This window comes from Streptomyces sp. NPDC102258 (assembly GCF_055584685.1).
Genome location: NZ_JBVJLO010000030.1, coordinates 1 through 14,586, shown reverse-complemented (window position 1 = coordinate 14,586; position 14,586 = coordinate 1). Strand labels below are relative to the sequence as shown.

Here is a 14,586-nt window from a genome sequence, read left to right as displayed (position 1 = left end):
TTCTGCATGACTCCTCAAGCCCTTGTCCGCGGCACTTGGTTAGCGTCGGGTCCAGATGAGGAGGCCGGCGAGATGGAGTGCCGCCTGGTAGGCGATGGCGCGCTTGTCAGTTCGTGTGGCCGGGCGCGCCACTGCTTGAGCCAGTGGTCGCCGCCTCGTCAAGGAACTACCGGTTCCCGGCGAACGTGCAGGTCATCATCGACGCGGACAGTCGCCTGGTCGTCGCCTTGGCCCGGCCGGCACCGGGCAACAGGCCGACGGCCACGTCTGGCGGGAGACGGAGCTGCCCGCCGCGGCGGCCGGGACGACGGTGATCCCGGACGGCGCCTACCTCGGCACCGGCTTGATCGTTCCGCATCGCAGAAGGCCTGGACGTCCCGTCCTGCGCGGGCGGGAGGAAGACAACGCCGAACACCGAAGGGTCCGAGCCCGCGTCGAGCACACCGTCGCCCGCAGGAAGAACTGGAAGTTCCTCCGCGACTGCCGTCAGGAGGGCGACGGCCTCCAGCACGCCGTCCAGGCCGCCGCCACCATGCACAACGTCGCCATGGCAGGGTGAACACCAGGCCAGACACCACCCAGGCCTGCCCGAAAAGGACCTTCTGCAACACCCTTTGGCTGCCCCTCCCGATCCCGTAACCGGGTGGTGATTCACGGTGTGCGCGCCCGGGTGAACGGGTCCGGTCGTCGCCGATCCAGGCCAGGAGGCGGGCGCCGACTCCGGCGCGGCTGATCGCTGGATGTACGGCCCGACCAGGCGTCTTTCCCCGCCCCTGCGGCCTAGTCGTGGGGCGAAGGGGCTGAGCAAGGCGCAGCAGGCGTTCCAGCGGGGTCTGGAAGCCCTCACGCAGCGGGTAGAGCGGGAAGGCGCCCACCGGCCGGTCCCCCGCGCTCACGGCGAGGAGATCACGGTCGAGGATGAGGCGGAGCCGGTGATCGTGAAGCTCGGCGTGGCCGGGCGCTGCGGTACGGCCACCGACCGGGCCGCGGCGGCCCCGGCTCCCCCGACGAGGCCCTGATGCCCCAGTGCGGAGAACCGTCAGAGGGGTTGGGCGACAGACCAGCGGGGAAGCCTCCGTCCCGCGCAAGTCCATGGACTGAAGTGGAGCCCTGTGCGGTAGGCACCGATGTCCGAGATCAGGGGAAACATGAGAGGCGGAGTTGGTGCTTGGTGGAACGACGAATGTCGGTTGCGACGCACTGGGGTAGTTATATCGCCGTGGTCGATTCCGGCCGGTTGGTGAGAATTGAGCCGAGAGGCGATGACACCGTGCCGTCGCCTATCGGTCCCGGAATGGTGGCTGCCGCTGACGACAGCGCTCGCGTGTTGCGCCCCGCGGTGCGCAAGGGCTGGCTGCATGGCCTGCCGCGTGCCCACGACACGGCCAGGGGCGCGGACGCCTTCGTGGAGGTGAGTTGGGACGACGCGATCACCCTGGTGAGCGATGAACTTCGTCGAATACGTGCACAGCACGGAGACAGCGCGGTGTTCGGCGGATCCTATGGATGGGCGAGTGCCGGTGTGTTTCACAACGCACAGGCTCAACTCCACCGCTTCCTGGCGTTGGGTGGCGGATACACCGACTCCCGCAATACGTACAGCACCGCAGCATTGGAGGTCATTCTCCCCCATGTGATCGGCGGGCATCCGTGGAGCTATCAGTCCCGGATGCCGATGTGGAACGAGATCGCCGAGAACTGTGAGCTTGTGGTGGCGTTTGGAGGGCTGGCCCTCAAGAACAGCCAGATCAATCCTGGTGGGCTGGCCAGGCACCAGACGCAGAACCTCCAGCGCCGGTGCCGTGAGGCCGGGGTGCGGTTCGTGAACGTCAGCCCCATCCGCAGCGACGTCGCCAGTTTCCTCGACGCCGAGTGGCTGCCCGTCATCCCCAATACCGACACCGCCCTCATGCTCGGCATCGCACACACGATGCTGGTCAACGGCTGGCACGATGAGGACTTCCTTCGCCGGTGCTGCGTCGGCTTCGACCGCTTCGCCGCCTACCTGGTCGGCGAGCACGATGGCGTCCGGAAGGACGCGGCCTGGGCAGCGGGGATCACGGGCATCAGCCGCGAGGCGATCAACGACCTCGCTCGTCGTCTCACCACCCAGCGCTCTCTCATCATGGTGAACTACGCGGTACAGCGGGCAGACCACGGCGAACAACCGATCTGGATGTCTGTCGTGCTGGCCGCCATGGCAGGTTCGATGGGTCGGCCCGGCTGCGGGTGGGGCGCGGGTTACGCGACCATGGACGCCACCGGTGTCGCCAGGGGCCGCTCTCCCGTGGCGGCGGTACCGGCGGTTTCCAACCCTGTTCCGGATTTCATTCCCGTTGCAAGGATCGCCGACACCCTGCTGCATCCGGGCCGGACCATCGACTATGACGGCCAGCGCCTCACGTTGCCCGAGCTTCGCCTGATCTACTGGTGCGGAGGGAACCCGTTCCACCACCATCAGGACCTGCACCGGTTGAGCCGAGCCTGGCAGACCCCGGACACGGTCGTCGTTCACGAAGCCTGGTGGAACACCACGGCCAAGTTCGCGGACATCGTCCTCCCCCTCGCCACCAGCTTGGAGCGCGACGACTTCGCCGCCGGGTTTTCGGACCCCCACCTCGTCGCGATGCCGAAGGTCCGCGAGCCGGCGGGCGAATCGCGCACTGATCACCAGATCTTCGCCGCCTTGGCTTCCCGGCTCGGATACGGGCAGGAGTTCACGGAGTCGCGCTCCGAGACCGAATGGGTCCGGCACCTGTACGAGCAGACGAGGGCCGAGCTCGGCGGCGATGCCGGTCTGCCGTGCTTCGACGACTTCTGGCGCAGCTCCACCGCGGAGCTGCCGGCGTTGACCGGACCGTTTCCCGGCAGTTTCGAGGACCTGCGCTCGGATCCGCGGCGTTCCCCCCTGCCGACACCGTCGGGCCGGATCGAGATCTTCTCCGAGGAGATCGACTCGTTCGGCTACGCCGACTGTGCCGGGCATCCGATGTGGTTTGAACCGGTGGAGTGGCTTGGCGCCGATCTGGCGGCCCGGTTTCCGCTGCACTTGATCTCGAATCAGCCTGCCTCACGTCTGCACAGCCAGTACGACAACGGCGGCCACAGCGTCAGCTCGAAGATCCGGGGCCGTGAGCCCGTGACGATCAACCCGTTGGACGCGTCGTCGCGTGGAATAGAGCGCGGCATGATCGTGCGCGTCCACAACGATCGCGGGAGCTGTCTTGCGGGCGCCGTCCTGTCGGACGACGTCATGCCAGGTGTCGTACAACTGTCCACGGGAGCGTGGTGGGACCCGGTCCAGCCGGGTCTGAGCGGAACACTGGACCGCCACGGCAATCCGAACGTCCTCACGGGGGACCGGCCATGCTCGCGCCTGTCCCAAGGACCGAGTGCGCACAGTGCGCTGGTCGACGTGGAGGTTTATGACGAGCCTCTTCCGGACGTACGCGCCTTCACGACGCCGAACCTCGAACATTGAGGCGAAAACCCTCCGCCTCTTCCACCCGTCTCGGCGCACGCCATCATCGAACGCGGAGCAGGTTGGCTCTGGGCACCGACAAGCCATCCACCTGCCCGTTTGCGTTCGCGTGATCGCACGATTACGTTGCGCAGTCGTGACTGCACTTCAAGAACGCAAGTACGCCCAGTGGTTCCGGGGCGCCGATGTCGACGGTGACGGGTTCATCACCCAGCGAGATGTCCGGATGATGAGCGAACGCCACATCTCCGCCCGCGGCGCAGCGCCGGACTCCGCGACCGCCCGCCTGCTCACCGACGGGATGGATGAGTTCTGGACGAACGTGATCGCCCCTATGGAACAGGACGGTGATGGGAAGGTCGACCTGCGGGAGATGACCGAAGGGTTCAGGCGGGTCCTGACCGACCCTGCCCTGTACCCGGAACAGATCGCGCCGGTGACCGACTGCTTCTTCGACCTCGTCGACCTCAACGGAGACGGCAAGATCGACCAGGCGGAATTCCAGCAGATGTTCGACTCAGTCGCCGGCGTTCCCGGCGAAGACTGCGGCGCGGTCTTCACCGCTTTGGACCGGGACGGCTCCGGTGCGCTGGACCGCGCCGAATTCCACCGAGCCGTCACGGAGTTCTTCTACGGCAACGACCCGCACGCCCCCGCCAACCACCTGTTCGGCAGGATCGCCGGCTGACCACCATCCTGGATTCGGCCAGAGCCACGCACGCCCACACCACTGCTGGTGTGGGCGTGCGGCGTGGGGACGGGCCAGGCGGTGTCTGACGCCGCTCGGCGTACCGCTTGACCACCTACGTGGCGGGCCGCGCGAAGGCTTCGGGGCGTATGTCGGCGAGGAGCCGGTTGCCGCGCTCCTGCGTCCTGGTGAAGGCGGCGGGGTCGCTGATGGAGATACCGTGCGGGCCGCGGCCGTGGAAAGGCGGGCGTATCCGCCGTCGGCGCGGACGGCTGCGACGAACTCCTTCTCCTGGGCGCGGAAGAGGGGGTCGCCGACGCCGTTGACGAACAAGGACGGGCAGTCGGCAGCGGCCGGCGACGGGGAGGAAGTCGCGCCGGGTGAGGTCTTCGACCCGTTCGGGCGGTCGCTCCACAGGCTTAGACCATGGTCAGGAAGTGGTCCGCCGGGCCGTAGTCGACCTTCCAGTCGGCATAGACACCCACCGCGCCGTCCTTCCGGCACCGCAACCCAACCGTCACCCAGTGGACCGATCCATCGCCGGCGAACGAGAACGCGACTGCCATCTCGAACTCCTCGATCCCGCACGGGCAGCCAGCCTCGCCAGGATCCGCGTCCTCCCAGCACTGTCGGGGGCGAGGTCCCGGTACAACTGCCCTTCGGCGACCGTGTGGGCCACGGGCGGAACTCCTTCACCGGGTCGCGGGAACCGGCGGCCCTCCAGGGGCTGTCAGCCTACTGTCGCCCGCGTGCCGCGAGGGCAGCCGGGCGGGCACCTGCCAGCCCCCAGTCGGCGGGGCAGGGTCGCCCGCCGGGGTCGGGGTCTGCCGGCCTCGGCTACCACATCACCGGGAGCCGTTCGGGAATCCGCTTCATGAAACCCGTCCGCCAGACCAGTTGACCGACGGGGGCGGCGAGTTCGAGGTCCGGCAGCCGCTCCAGCAGGGTCTCCAGAGCGACCCGGGCGTGAAGGCGTCCGAGTGCGGTGGCGGGGCAGTAGTGGGAACCGCTACCGAAGGAGAGGTGGTCGGCGGCGTTGGTGCGGTCCAGGGCGAAGCGGTGCGGGTCGGGGAAGGCCCCGGGGTCGAAGTTCGCGCCCTCGACCAGCACCAGGACCAACTCCCCCTGCTCGACGTCGACGTCCCCGAGCCGCACGTCGGCGAGTGCGATCCGGGGCAGGGCGTCTCCGATGGACAGGTTCACCCGTAGCAGTTCCTCCACGCCCGCCTCGACCAGGTCGCGGCGGTCTCGCATCAGGTCCCAGGCGTCGCGATGGGTGAGGAGGTGGATCAGGGCCATGGTGAGGAAGCCGGAGGTGGAGACGGTACCGGCGCCGAACATGGTGACGCCCACGGTGGCCAGCATCTCGTCGGTCAGGTGCGCGTAGTCCGGGTCCTGGCGCAGGGCGGCGAGTTCCCCCATCAGGCCGGAGGTGGCGGGGTCGTCCAGCAGGACGGTCATGCGGGCGATGTCACGGTCCCAGTTGATCTTCGCGCCGGCGATCGGACAGGCCGAGTTCATGAACGCGATGTCCAGGCTGCGCAGGAACGTGCGGCCCTCGCTCTGCGGGATGCCGAGGATGCGACAGTGCAGGCCTGCGGAGTACGGCTCGCAGAACGCGCCGCGCAGGTCGGCCGTGGGGCCGTCCTGGACGAGCCCGTCGACGAGCCGCTCCGCCTCTTGGCGCAGCCACCGCACCAGCCCCGGCACCTTCGGGTTCAGTGCCTTCATCACCGCCCGGCGCAGCCCGGCGCCGGTGATGTTGCCCATGTTGTTGACGACCTCGGGCGGGATCGTCAGGGCGTACTGGCGGGGCACGCCCGGTGCCGAGGTGTCCTTCAGCGAGAACCGCTCGTCCGTCAGGACCTGCTTGCACAGCCGGTACGAGGACACCAGCCAGGCCTCGTCGCCGGCGATCGTGCGCACCCGCCGCACCGGCGTGGCCGCGCGCAGCTGCGCCAGCCCGGCGGGGAGCCGGGTGCCGTCCCGGGAGAACGGGAAGTCGAGCAGGTCGTGGCTGCCGGCGGCCGGGAGCCCGGTGTGGGTCGTCGTGCTCATGCGGGGGCTCCTTCGGCGGGGGTGACGATGGCGTGACCCTGGTTGCGGGAGGCGCGCAGGCCGGCGCCGCGGGCGTAGAGCAGTTCTGCGAGCGGCAGGAGTTGGTGGTAGCAGTTGAGCGAGGACGACACGTCGATGATCGCGGGGGTGTCGAGGAACAATGGCGCCTCGGCGCACACGTACTCCAGGCACACGGCGCGCTGCCGCTCGGTGGGTTCCTGCCCCCGCGCGCTCAGGAACCGGCTCACCATGTCGTCGCAGGCCCCGCGGAGGTCGGTGTCCGTCTCCAGCCGGCGCGTCAGCTGACGGTGGATCTCCTGGTAGGCGGTGTTGGCCCGGAAGTCGGACATGGGACGCCAGCGCAATCGCGTCTGTCCCGGATCCGCCGTCGTTACGGCGTCACGGACTTTCGCCCGGACGCTCCGCAGGTTCTTGACCGCCTTTCTGCGGGCCTCGTCGGGGTCGTACCCGCGTGCCTGGTACATCTCGGCCACGTGGAGGTCGGTGTAGACGAAGTCGACCCGTTCGTAGTGGCCCAGGCCCCAGGCGGCCAGGTCGTGCAGGCGCCGGGCGGAGAAGTAGCTGTTGCCGGGCGAGACGCCGATGACGGCGTGCGCGCCCTCGTCATGGATGACCTCGCAGTGGCGCGTGAAGGGCTTCACCTGGAACATGCCGGCCATCGACGGGACTGCTGTGATCACACCTGTGGTCCTCCACCGCGTGCTGCTGCCGACCGGGCCCCGTGCCCCTCGGTGTGACGCCGCGATCCCGTCACTCTAGACGCAGAGTATGGGTACCCACAGTTACTCCGGGTTTTACGCGAAGGCGCCTTCGGCAGCGGTGGTTGTCACCCATGAAGCGGGGTTTGAGACACCGAGCCAGTGGTGTTCACGTGGCGGTTGCCCGGCTTCGTGCTGGGGGTGGCGGAAGGCGCCCCGGTCCACGGCACCATCGGCGCTGATCTCGGCGACCAGCACGGGGCGGACCAGGGTCGCGTCTAAGACGTCGCGGGAGACCCACGCGAACCGCACCCCGGCCCACGGGTAACCCGGCCCGGCGACCGCCAGGTGCTCCCCCTCCTGGCGGCGGGAGACGTCCGGGCGCAGCGGGACCGTGCGGCCAACCGCGCGCAGCCGGCCCGCAGCGTCATACCCGTCGAGGAGGAGGAGTGCGGTCGGGCCAGGGCGCCCGTGATCGCGCCGATCACCGCTTCGGTGGTGTCCCGGCTGCGGGCCTTCGTCCTTCTCTGCACTACGTGTCGCGGCGGGATTCAGCTCGTTCCTGATGCGCCAGTCAAACAAACACGCCTTCCGAGGTGCCGAACAAGGTGCCGTGCGGACAGCCGGCTGCGGTCGGTCGGCTCCCGCCCACACGGCGCCCGTCCCGCCCGGCCCGCTCGCGCGTAGTCGGCCGGGGTCGCCCCGGAGCGGTGTACCGCGGTCATCGCGTTCAGGAGGGCGGACCAGGCGGCCGGTGTGCAGCAGGCGCAGCATCAGGACGGGAATGGGCGTTGGTCCGCCCCCGCGTGGGGGTGGACCAACGCCCATTCCTGCCATCTGGTGCCGGTGCTACCAGCGGTACCAGCGGCCGCTGCCGCCCTTGGGGCGGGCGACGAAACCGATCAGCCACAGGACCAGCACCGCGATGGCGACCCACCAGAGGATCTTCACCGCGAAACCGGCACCGAAAAGGATCAGAGCGAGCAGAAGAACGAGAAGCAGGGGAACCATAGTTATCAACCTCCGAAGCACCGCATGCCCCGCCAGCACCTGCGCATGCGCCTGACATTTACGGGTTTCTTATCCGCGCAGGCGGGCAGGCGAATCCGCCCCGGTCATGAGCTACCCGTACGGCTGGCGGCGCGGCCTGGAAGCCGCCACCCGGGAGCGCGAGCGGTCCGGGCAGCCGGTGCCTGCCGTCGGAAGTCGGGCCCGCCCCGGGTCACAGTTCGGCGAGGGGGGGCTGGCTGACCTGAACTTTGTCTGCCAGGTCATCGCGCTCTCTTGCCCGTCGCCGCCTGGTGTGCTCGGCGGCGCGGGCTGCCTTTGACAGGCGTCGTGCTTCGGTGGAATCGGCCTGGCGGGGGCGTGCGTAGGCTGAGGGTGTGCCCCCGCCTCCGGCAGTACTGTGCGCGGCGGCAGCAGGCTGGCCGACGCGATCTGCGGGGCGAGGCTCAGCCTGTCAGGGGATGGTGGTCGGTGGCTGTCGTGGCGTCCGGGTGGATGGTGAAGACCTGGTCCAGGCCGACGATGCGCAGGATGCGGGCGGTGTTGGGGGGGACCGCGGCGAGGGCGAGGTCGCCGCCTTGTTCGGTGGCGAGGCTTCTGGCCGACAGCAGGGCGCTGATGCCGCTGGAGTCGCAGAAGTTCAGTGCGGACAGGTCGAGGACCAGCAGTGTCCCTGTCGCAAGGGGGAGGCCGTCCACGGCGGTACGCAGTGTGGGTGCGGTCTCGTAGTCGAGGTCACCGGTGATCTGGAGTACGGGGCCGGTGGCGGCGTTGCGGGTGGTGATCGTCAGTGGGTTCATGTCGGGTTGTCACTCGGGGTCGTGGGACGCGAGGCCGGTATGCCGAGGGCGAGCAGGGCGGTGTCGTCGTCGAGTCCGTCGCCGAAGGAGGCGAGCAGGGCGGTCAGGGCGGTGATCAGGGCCTGGGGTCCCCGTGCGGGCTGGGCGGCGGTGAAGGTGTGCAGGGCTTCGTCGCCGTACAGTGCGCGGCCTGGTCCGGTGCGGGCTTCGGTCAGGCCGTCGGTGTACAGGAGCAGGGTGTCGCCGGGGAACAGCCGGGTGCGGGCGGCGGTGAAGGGGGCCTGGGGCAGGACTCCGATGAGCAGGCCGCCGGGGGTGGGCAGGAACTGGGCGGTGCCGTCGGCGCGCTGGATCAGGGCGGACGGGTGGCCGCCGGAGGCGAGGTGCACGCGGACGTGGCCGTCGTCGGGTTCGAGGATCCCGAATATGGCGGTGCAGTAGCGGCCTTCGCCGCTGGTGTACCGATCGTGCAGCACCGTGTTCAGGGTGGTGAGCACGGTGACCGGGTCGGGGTCGTGCAGGGCGGCGGCGCGCAGGGTGTAGCGGGCGAGGGAGGTGACCGTAGCGGCCTGGGGGCCTTTTCCGCAGACGTCGCCGAGGAAGAACGCCCAGCGGCCGGTGTCCAGGGGGAAGAGGTCGTAGAAGTCTCCGCCCAGCAGATCCGGGGAGGCCGTGTGGTAGTAGGAGGCGGCTTCCAGACCCGGGATGGCGGGGAGCTGGGCGGGCAGCAGGCTCTGCTGGAGGACGGCGAGTGCTTCTTGGAGGCGTGCGCGGTCGGTCTCGGCCTGCCGGCGGGCTTCCTCGGCCGCCTTGCGGCTGCGCAGGAGCTCGGTTTCGTAGGCGCGGCGGTCACGGGCGTCGAAGACGGTGGTGCGGATCAGCAGCGGCTCGCCGTTCTCGCTGGTCTTCACCTTCGAGGTGACCAGTACCGGCATCCGTCCGGTAGCGCCCTTGATGTCCATGGCGATGCCGCTGGCTTCGCCTGTCATCTGCAGCAGCGGGGCGAAGTGTGTCTCGTGGTAGAGCTTGCCGCCCACGGTCAGCAGGTCCGTGAAGCGCATACGCCCCACCACGCGGGACCGCTCCAGACCCAGCCACTCCAGCAGCGTGGCGTTGATCTTCGCGATGGTGCCGTCCATCAGCGTCGACAGGTACCCGCACGGAGCCTGTTCGTACAGTTCCTCGGCGCTGTCCTCCAGCAGCGAGGTGAACACCGCGTCCGTGGCGTCCACGTCCTCCTCTTCGCCCGGGTCCGGTGCATGGCCGGTGCGGCACATCACCAGGCGGCTCCGACGAAGTCGACGATCGCTGCGGCTGTAGCCTGCGGTGCGCTCAGCTGCGGACAGTGCCCTGTCGCCTCCAGGGTGACCAGCCGGCTGCCGGGGATCGCGTCACGGACGTAGGCTCCGACTTCGCGGGGAGCGATCACGTCCTGCCGGCACTCCAGGACCAGCGTCGGCACGGTCACCGTCTTGAGGTCCTTGCGGCTGTCGGACAGGAACGTCGTACGGGCGAAGATGCGGGCCATGTCGGGGTCGGTCGCGCAGAAGGAGGCGGTCAGTTCCTGACCGAGTTCGGGCCGGTCGTCGTTGCCCATGATCACCGGGGCCATCGCCGCCGACCAGCCCAGGTAGTTCGATTCCAGCGACTCCAGCAGCTCGTCGATGTCCTCGGCACTGAACCCGCCCCGGTAGCCGTCGTCGTCGATGTAGCAGGGCGAGGGAGCAACCATCACCAGCTGGGCGATACGCTCCGGCGCTCTGGCCGCGGCGAGCACCCCCACCATCGCGCTGACCGAGTGCCCAACGAACGTCACCTCCCGCAGATCCAGTTCCTCGCAGATCTCCAGCACGTCCTGGGCGTAGCCATCGAGCGAGCTGTAACGCCGCTCGTCCCAGGCCTGTGGGTTCGCCCGGCCCGAGCCCACGTAGTCGAAGAGCACCAGCCGGTAGCTTTCCGCCAGCGTCGGTACGACAAGACGCCACATGTTCTGATCGCAGCCGAACCCGTGCGCCAGAAGGAGCACCGGCCCGTCCGCACGGCCGGTGATGGTCACGTTGTTCCTGCGACGGATATCCATACCCGCCAGTCTCCCACTCCCCAGCCGACCCACAACGCGGGCCTGGCAGGCTGGTGCTTTACGGGGCGCACTGCCCGTCGTGGGTGACGGCGATCTGGCCGGGCTCCCGGCCCACCGCGATCCGCTCCTCCTCGTCTCTCCGCGATATCGACGACGGTGACGCTGCCGGAGCCGGCGTCGGCCACCAGCAGGAAGGCGGCCGTGGCCACGCTGCGCGGTGCCCGGCCCACCCTCCCCCGCCCCCTGATCCGGCCTGCGGCCTGCGGCCGTGTCAACAGCGAGGATCCCGCACCCACCGCCAGGGCAGGCTCACGCCGACGAGGTCCTGGACTGGATGAGCTGGGTGCACTTCACGATCGTGCGCGCGCACCAGCACGGGGCCGGAGCCCGCAGAGAGCGGCGCCGGCCGGAGAGCCCGGCGACCATGCCATCGGACGTCCCGCGACGGGCTGACCACGAAGACCGTCACCGTTCACCTGACCTGACTCCACAACGCAGGCACCTTCATCTGGTCCGCCCGGTGACCCGCTGTCCACCGAGCGGACCCTTCGCCCGGTGCCGTGTGCGATGACACGGCGGCCGGTGGGGGCGGGAGTCGTGTCAGCGGACGACGTCGAACACGTTCTTCTGCAGGCCGTTGGCGTACGCCTCGTGCTCAACCAGCTTCAGCTTCTGGGTTTCCTTGTCCGTGGTGCTGAACAGGCGCTTGCCCGCACCGAGCAGGAGCGGGAAGACGAGCAGGTGGTAGCGGTCGATCAGGCCGGCGTCCCTTCCACGACCAGCGGTCTCGACTACCGGATCCGATCGCGCCGGCGAAGCGGGACCCACGCCGGACCAGGCAGGGAGCCGTCCACTGACAGCGGCCGCCGCTCGGCCGCGTCAGGGCGGTAGACGCGGAGCGTACGCTTCGCCACCCAGACCGCGCCCGAGTGCAGGATGAGGGTGCGGGTGGCGCCGTGCCGGTAGCGGAGATCGGCGATCTCGAAGAGGTGGCTACCAGTCAGGACGTGGTAGTGCACCGGGAGTTCACGGAGCGGGCTGTCGACCGGGAACGTGCCCGGCGGGGTGCGCCCCGGGCTTCGTTCGGCCGGCTGACGCATACGGGCGCCGGTGGGGGTGCAGAGGTCGGTGCGGGCGATCCACCGAAACCCGCCCGTGTCCGCCAAGCGCACCACCAGCAGGGACGGGTACAGTCTCACGACCTCGCCGCGCGCCTGGCGGTCGCGGTCGAACACCATCGTCCCGACCGCGAACCGGACCCCGTTCGCGCGGGGCCCTCGCTCGCGCAACGGCGCATGAGCACCTGCATGTCGGTGACGGTGGCGCCGCGCAAGGGGCAGGTGGCAGTGTCGCGGCGGCGGGCGTAGTCGTGACAGCGCGCAGTCGGGCGGTGACGGCGCCGGCCATCGCGCTCGGGCACGAAGGCACGTCCCCCGGGGGGCGCGGACGTCCTCGCGGGCCAGGCGCTCGCCCATCCCGCCGCCATCATTCGCGGCGGCGGAATTCGGGCTGGGGCGTGGCCAGTGCGGCGGGTCAGACGGCCGCCCCTGGCACGGCTGCGCGCCAGGCCCTCACAGCGGATCCCGGCGCCGGAATGCCACTCCACCACCGGTTCGGCGGCCGCCCCGTGCTCCGGCACCACGACACCGGCGCCAGGTCCCCACAGTCATGCCGTACGCATCCGCAGTCCTCCCCGGCGGCGGTGTGGGGCAGACCGTGGCGGATGACGCCGTCCCGGGGTGGTGGGCGCCCGCCCCGCAGTCAAACCGGCCAGGACAGGGCGACATACGCCCCCCCGCACGGGCAGGTTCCTGATCTCCCCAGCCCGATCCTCGCCGACGTGAGCGGGATTCACCGCCACACCGCACACCGCTGGGTCGTCGCCTATGCCCGACGTGACTGGGCTGAGTGCCTCGCTGCCCGAATCAAGGACAAGGAGGCCGCCGGCATTGCGGGACATGACACGGTGACATGGGCCGACGCCTGTGAAACCACGGTGCCTCGAGGGGCATCGCTCGGGTAACGTGCGGACCATGTCGAGCCCTGAGGCAGCCAAGGTGGGGGCTTTCGGTCACGCCGTCAGCTCCCTGAACCACTGAGTTCGTAGTCCTGTCGTCCCGCCGTGTTCTGCGGCCGGACGAGCGTGCCCTTGGGTGCTGACCGCGGTGACGAGACGTCTTCTCATACCTCTCCTCACCTCGGAGCCATTCGATGCCTCTCCCGCTGTATCTCCTTGCCATGGCGATCTTCGCCATGGGCACCTCCGAATTCATGCTCGCCGGGCTTCTGCCAGACATCGCCTCCGACCTCGACATCACAGTCGGGACAGCAGGCATGCTCACCTCGGCCTTCGCGATCGGAATGATCGTCGGTGCCCCACTCGTGGCCGGGCTCGCTCGCAACTGGCCCGGACGAACCAGTCTTCTCGGGTTCGTCCTCATGTTCTCGGCAGCTCACGCCGCGAGCGCCATCACCACGAGCTTCCCGGTTCTGCTCACGACCCGGGTCGTCGCCGCGCTCGCGAACGCAGGGTTCCTAGCCGTAGCGCTGACGACCGCCGCCACGCTGGTCTCCCCCGGTAAGAAGGGACGTGCGCTGGCCGTGCTGCTGTCAGGCACGACGGTGGCCACGATCGCCGGGGTCCCAGGAGGATCGGTCCTCGGCACGTTGCTCGGCTGGCGGGCCACGTTCTGGGCCGTCGCCGCTCTCTGCCTGCCCGCAGCTCTCGCCATCCTCAAGGGAATCCCAGCGCGACCTGCAAAGGAAGACGCGACTGGCGGGCCGGCCCTGCGATCGGAGCTCGCACAGCTCAAGAGCCCGCGGTTGATCCTGGTGATGCTGCTCGGCGCCCTGGTGAACGCGTCAACCTTCGGAAGCTTCACCTTTCTTGCCCCCGTCGTGGCCGGTGCCGCCGGGCTGGGCAAGCTGTGGATCTCAGTCGTTCTGGTGCTCTTCGGCGCCGGTTCCTTTGTCGGTGTCACCCTCGCTGGACGGCTGTCCGACCAGTATCCCGGTCTGGTCATCGCAGTCGGCGGTCCGCTGCTGCTCATCGGCTGGCCGGCCCTGGCTGTGCTGGCGGAAGAGCCGATCGCTCTGCTCACCCTCGTGTTCATACAGGGCGCACTGTCGTTCGCGCTGGGCAGCACCCTGATCGCGCGGGTCCTCTACGAGGCTGCCGGAGCCCCCACCATGGCGGGCTCATACGCGACGGCGGCACTCAACGTCGGCGCCGCCGTCGGGCCCCTCATCGCCGCGACCACCCTCGGCACTGCGGTCGGGGACCTCGGCCCGCTCTGGGCAAGTGGGCTCCTCGTCCTGGTCGCGCTACTTGTCGCGTTCCCCCTCCGCCGTGTGCTCGTGACTGGTCGGAGCAACGAGGTACTTCACTGACGCATGCGCTGCGCTCTTGAGCAACCGACGCTGACCTGTGTCAACGCAGAGACCCTCGCTGTCTCTCACTCCACTGTCGTGAAACCGCGGGACTGAGCGAGTTCTGCCTCCCGGTCCGTGGCTCGACGGGTTCAGGAGTCCTCGGGAACGGGGGCGTCCGGGAGTTCTTCGGTCGGGTCATCTTTCTGCCGCCGGGCAGCGTTGTCCTGGAGGTAGGCCGCGCCGATCTCCCTCAGGCGTTCCTCGGCCTCCATGGACCGCTCGGTCGCCCCCATACTCACCTCTTACTCCCCGATGCCCGGCCGGACTAGGGCCTGTGTGAGGTTGCGATCAGTCGGCGGCTTTGAGGAGGTCGTCGATCC

12 protein-coding genes and 4 pseudogenes are annotated in these 14,586 nt (G+C 69.2%); 4 read left to right on the top strand and 12 right to left on the bottom strand.

The genetic code is table 11. The features are described from left to right. Positions 1-39: 39 nt before the first annotated feature. Positions 40-140 (bottom strand): annotated as a pseudogene (locus ACZ6ZT_RS32460) (IS5/IS1182 family transposase); the annotation flags it as partial. Between the two features lie 6 nt (positions 141-146). Here ACZ6ZT_RS32460 and ACZ6ZT_RS32455 point away from each other — a divergent pair. The 3 genes and pseudogenes from ACZ6ZT_RS32455 to ACZ6ZT_RS32445 form a co-directional block, all read left to right on the top strand. Next, positions 147-559: pseudogene (locus ACZ6ZT_RS32455) on the top strand (transposase family protein); the annotation flags it as partial. 624 nt (positions 560-1,183) lie between these two features. Then, positions 1,184-3,481, top strand: a complete 2,298-nt coding sequence (locus ACZ6ZT_RS32450; RefSeq protein ID WP_469723864.1) for a molybdopterin-dependent oxidoreductase — start codon at positions 1,184-1,186, stop codon at positions 3,479-3,481. A 136-nt stretch (positions 3,482-3,617) separates the two neighbouring features. Then, positions 3,618-4,169, top strand: a complete 552-nt coding sequence (locus tag ACZ6ZT_RS32445) for an EF-hand domain-containing protein (protein ID WP_469723862.1) — start codon at positions 3,618-3,620, stop codon at positions 4,167-4,169. Positions 4,170-4,588: 419 nt separating this feature from the next. On the opposite strand, the gene ACZ6ZT_RS32440 is transcribed toward ACZ6ZT_RS32445, so the two are convergent. From ACZ6ZT_RS32440 to ACZ6ZT_RS32395, 10 genes and pseudogenes are all read right to left on the bottom strand, one after another. Next, positions 4,589-4,735, bottom strand: a complete 147-nt coding sequence (locus tag ACZ6ZT_RS32440) for a hypothetical protein (protein ID WP_469723860.1) — start codon at positions 4,733-4,735, stop codon at positions 4,589-4,591. A 271-nt stretch (positions 4,736-5,006) separates the two neighbouring features. Then, positions 5,007-6,227, bottom strand: a complete 1,221-nt coding sequence (locus tag ACZ6ZT_RS32435) for a cytochrome P450 (protein WP_469723859.1) — start codon at positions 6,225-6,227, stop codon at positions 5,007-5,009. Then, positions 6,224-6,928 carry a cyclodityrosine synthase gene (locus tag ACZ6ZT_RS32430; RefSeq protein ID WP_469723858.1) on the bottom strand — a complete coding sequence of 235 codons (705 nt, stop codon included), beginning with the start codon at positions 6,926-6,928 and terminating at the stop codon, positions 6,224-6,226. The genes ACZ6ZT_RS32435 and ACZ6ZT_RS32430 overlap by 4 nt, the downstream gene beginning before the upstream one ends. Before the next feature lie 569 nt (positions 6,929-7,497). Further along, positions 7,498-7,686, bottom strand: a pseudogene (locus ACZ6ZT_RS32425) (hypothetical protein); the annotation flags it as partial. A gap of 109 nt (positions 7,687-7,795) precedes the next feature. Continuing rightward, positions 7,796-7,957, bottom strand: coding sequence for a hypothetical protein (locus ACZ6ZT_RS32420; RefSeq protein WP_037792689.1), 162 nt, complete (start codon positions 7,955-7,957; stop codon positions 7,796-7,798). A 443-nt stretch (positions 7,958-8,400) separates the two neighbouring features. Next, positions 8,401-8,754 carry an STAS domain-containing protein gene (locus ACZ6ZT_RS32415; RefSeq protein WP_469723856.1) on the bottom strand — a complete coding sequence of 118 codons (354 nt, stop codon included), beginning with the start codon at positions 8,752-8,754 and terminating at the stop codon, positions 8,401-8,403. Next, positions 8,751-10,031, bottom strand: coding sequence for a PP2C family protein-serine/threonine phosphatase (locus ACZ6ZT_RS32410; protein WP_469723854.1), 1,281 nt, complete (start codon positions 10,029-10,031; stop codon positions 8,751-8,753). Before ACZ6ZT_RS32410 ends, ACZ6ZT_RS32415 begins: the two co-directional genes overlap by 4 nt. Continuing rightward, the gene (locus tag ACZ6ZT_RS32405; protein ID WP_469723852.1) at positions 10,031-10,834 is read right to left on the bottom strand and encodes an alpha/beta fold hydrolase; all 804 of its coding nucleotides are present in this window, start codon (positions 10,832-10,834) and stop codon (positions 10,031-10,033) included. Before ACZ6ZT_RS32405 ends, ACZ6ZT_RS32410 begins: the two co-directional genes overlap by 1 nt. A 600-nt stretch (positions 10,835-11,434) precedes the next feature. Next, positions 11,435-11,602 (bottom strand): annotated as a pseudogene (locus tag ACZ6ZT_RS32400) (dihydrofolate reductase family protein); the annotation flags it as partial. Between the two features lie 23 nt (positions 11,603-11,625). Continuing rightward, positions 11,626-12,123, bottom strand: coding sequence for a hypothetical protein (locus ACZ6ZT_RS32395; protein WP_469723851.1), 498 nt, complete (start codon positions 12,121-12,123; stop codon positions 11,626-11,628). A 922-nt stretch (positions 12,124-13,045) separates the two neighbouring features. Here ACZ6ZT_RS32395 and ACZ6ZT_RS32390 point away from each other — a divergent pair. Continuing rightward, the gene (locus tag ACZ6ZT_RS32390; RefSeq protein ID WP_469723849.1) at positions 13,046-14,224 is read left to right on the top strand and encodes a Cmx/CmrA family chloramphenicol efflux MFS transporter; all 1,179 of its coding nucleotides are present in this window, start codon (positions 13,046-13,048) and stop codon (positions 14,222-14,224) included. Between the two features lie 131 nt (positions 14,225-14,355). Here ACZ6ZT_RS32390 and ACZ6ZT_RS32385 read toward each other — a convergent pair whose 3' ends face one another. Next, complete coding sequence (locus ACZ6ZT_RS32385) at positions 14,356-14,505, bottom strand: hypothetical protein (RefSeq protein WP_469723847.1); 150 nt, start codon at positions 14,503-14,505, stop codon at positions 14,356-14,358. Positions 14,506-14,586 lie beyond the last annotated feature (81 nt).

Excerpts from the sequence above, each read along its gene's own strand:
- ACZ6ZT_RS32410 (WP_469723854.1), bottom strand. The coding sequence starts at position 10,031 with ATGTGCCGCACCGGCCATGCACCGGACCCGGGCGAAGAGGAGGACGTG.
- ACZ6ZT_RS32415 (WP_469723856.1), bottom strand. The coding sequence starts at position 8,754 with ATGAACCCACTGACGATCACCACCCGCAACGCCGCCACCGGCCCCGTA.
- ACZ6ZT_RS32390 (WP_469723849.1), top strand. The coding sequence starts at position 13,046 with ATGCCTCTCCCGCTGTATCTCCTTGCCATGGCGATCTTCGCCATGGGC.
- ACZ6ZT_RS32450 (WP_469723864.1), top strand. The coding sequence starts at position 1,184 with ATGTCGGTTGCGACGCACTGGGGTAGTTATATCGCCGTGGTCGATTCC.
- ACZ6ZT_RS32435 (WP_469723859.1), bottom strand. The coding sequence starts at position 6,227 with ATGAGCACGACGACCCACACCGGGCTCCCGGCCGCCGGCAGCCACGAC.
- ACZ6ZT_RS32440 (WP_469723860.1), bottom strand. The coding sequence starts at position 4,735 with ATGGCAGTCGCGTTCTCGTTCGCCGGCGATGGATCGGTCCACTGGGTG.
- ACZ6ZT_RS32420 (WP_037792689.1), bottom strand. The coding sequence starts at position 7,957 with ATGGTTCCCCTGCTTCTCGTTCTTCTGCTCGCTCTGATCCTTTTCGGT.
- ACZ6ZT_RS32405 (WP_469723852.1), bottom strand. The coding sequence starts at position 10,834 with ATGGATATCCGTCGCAGGAACAACGTGACCATCACCGGCCGTGCGGAC.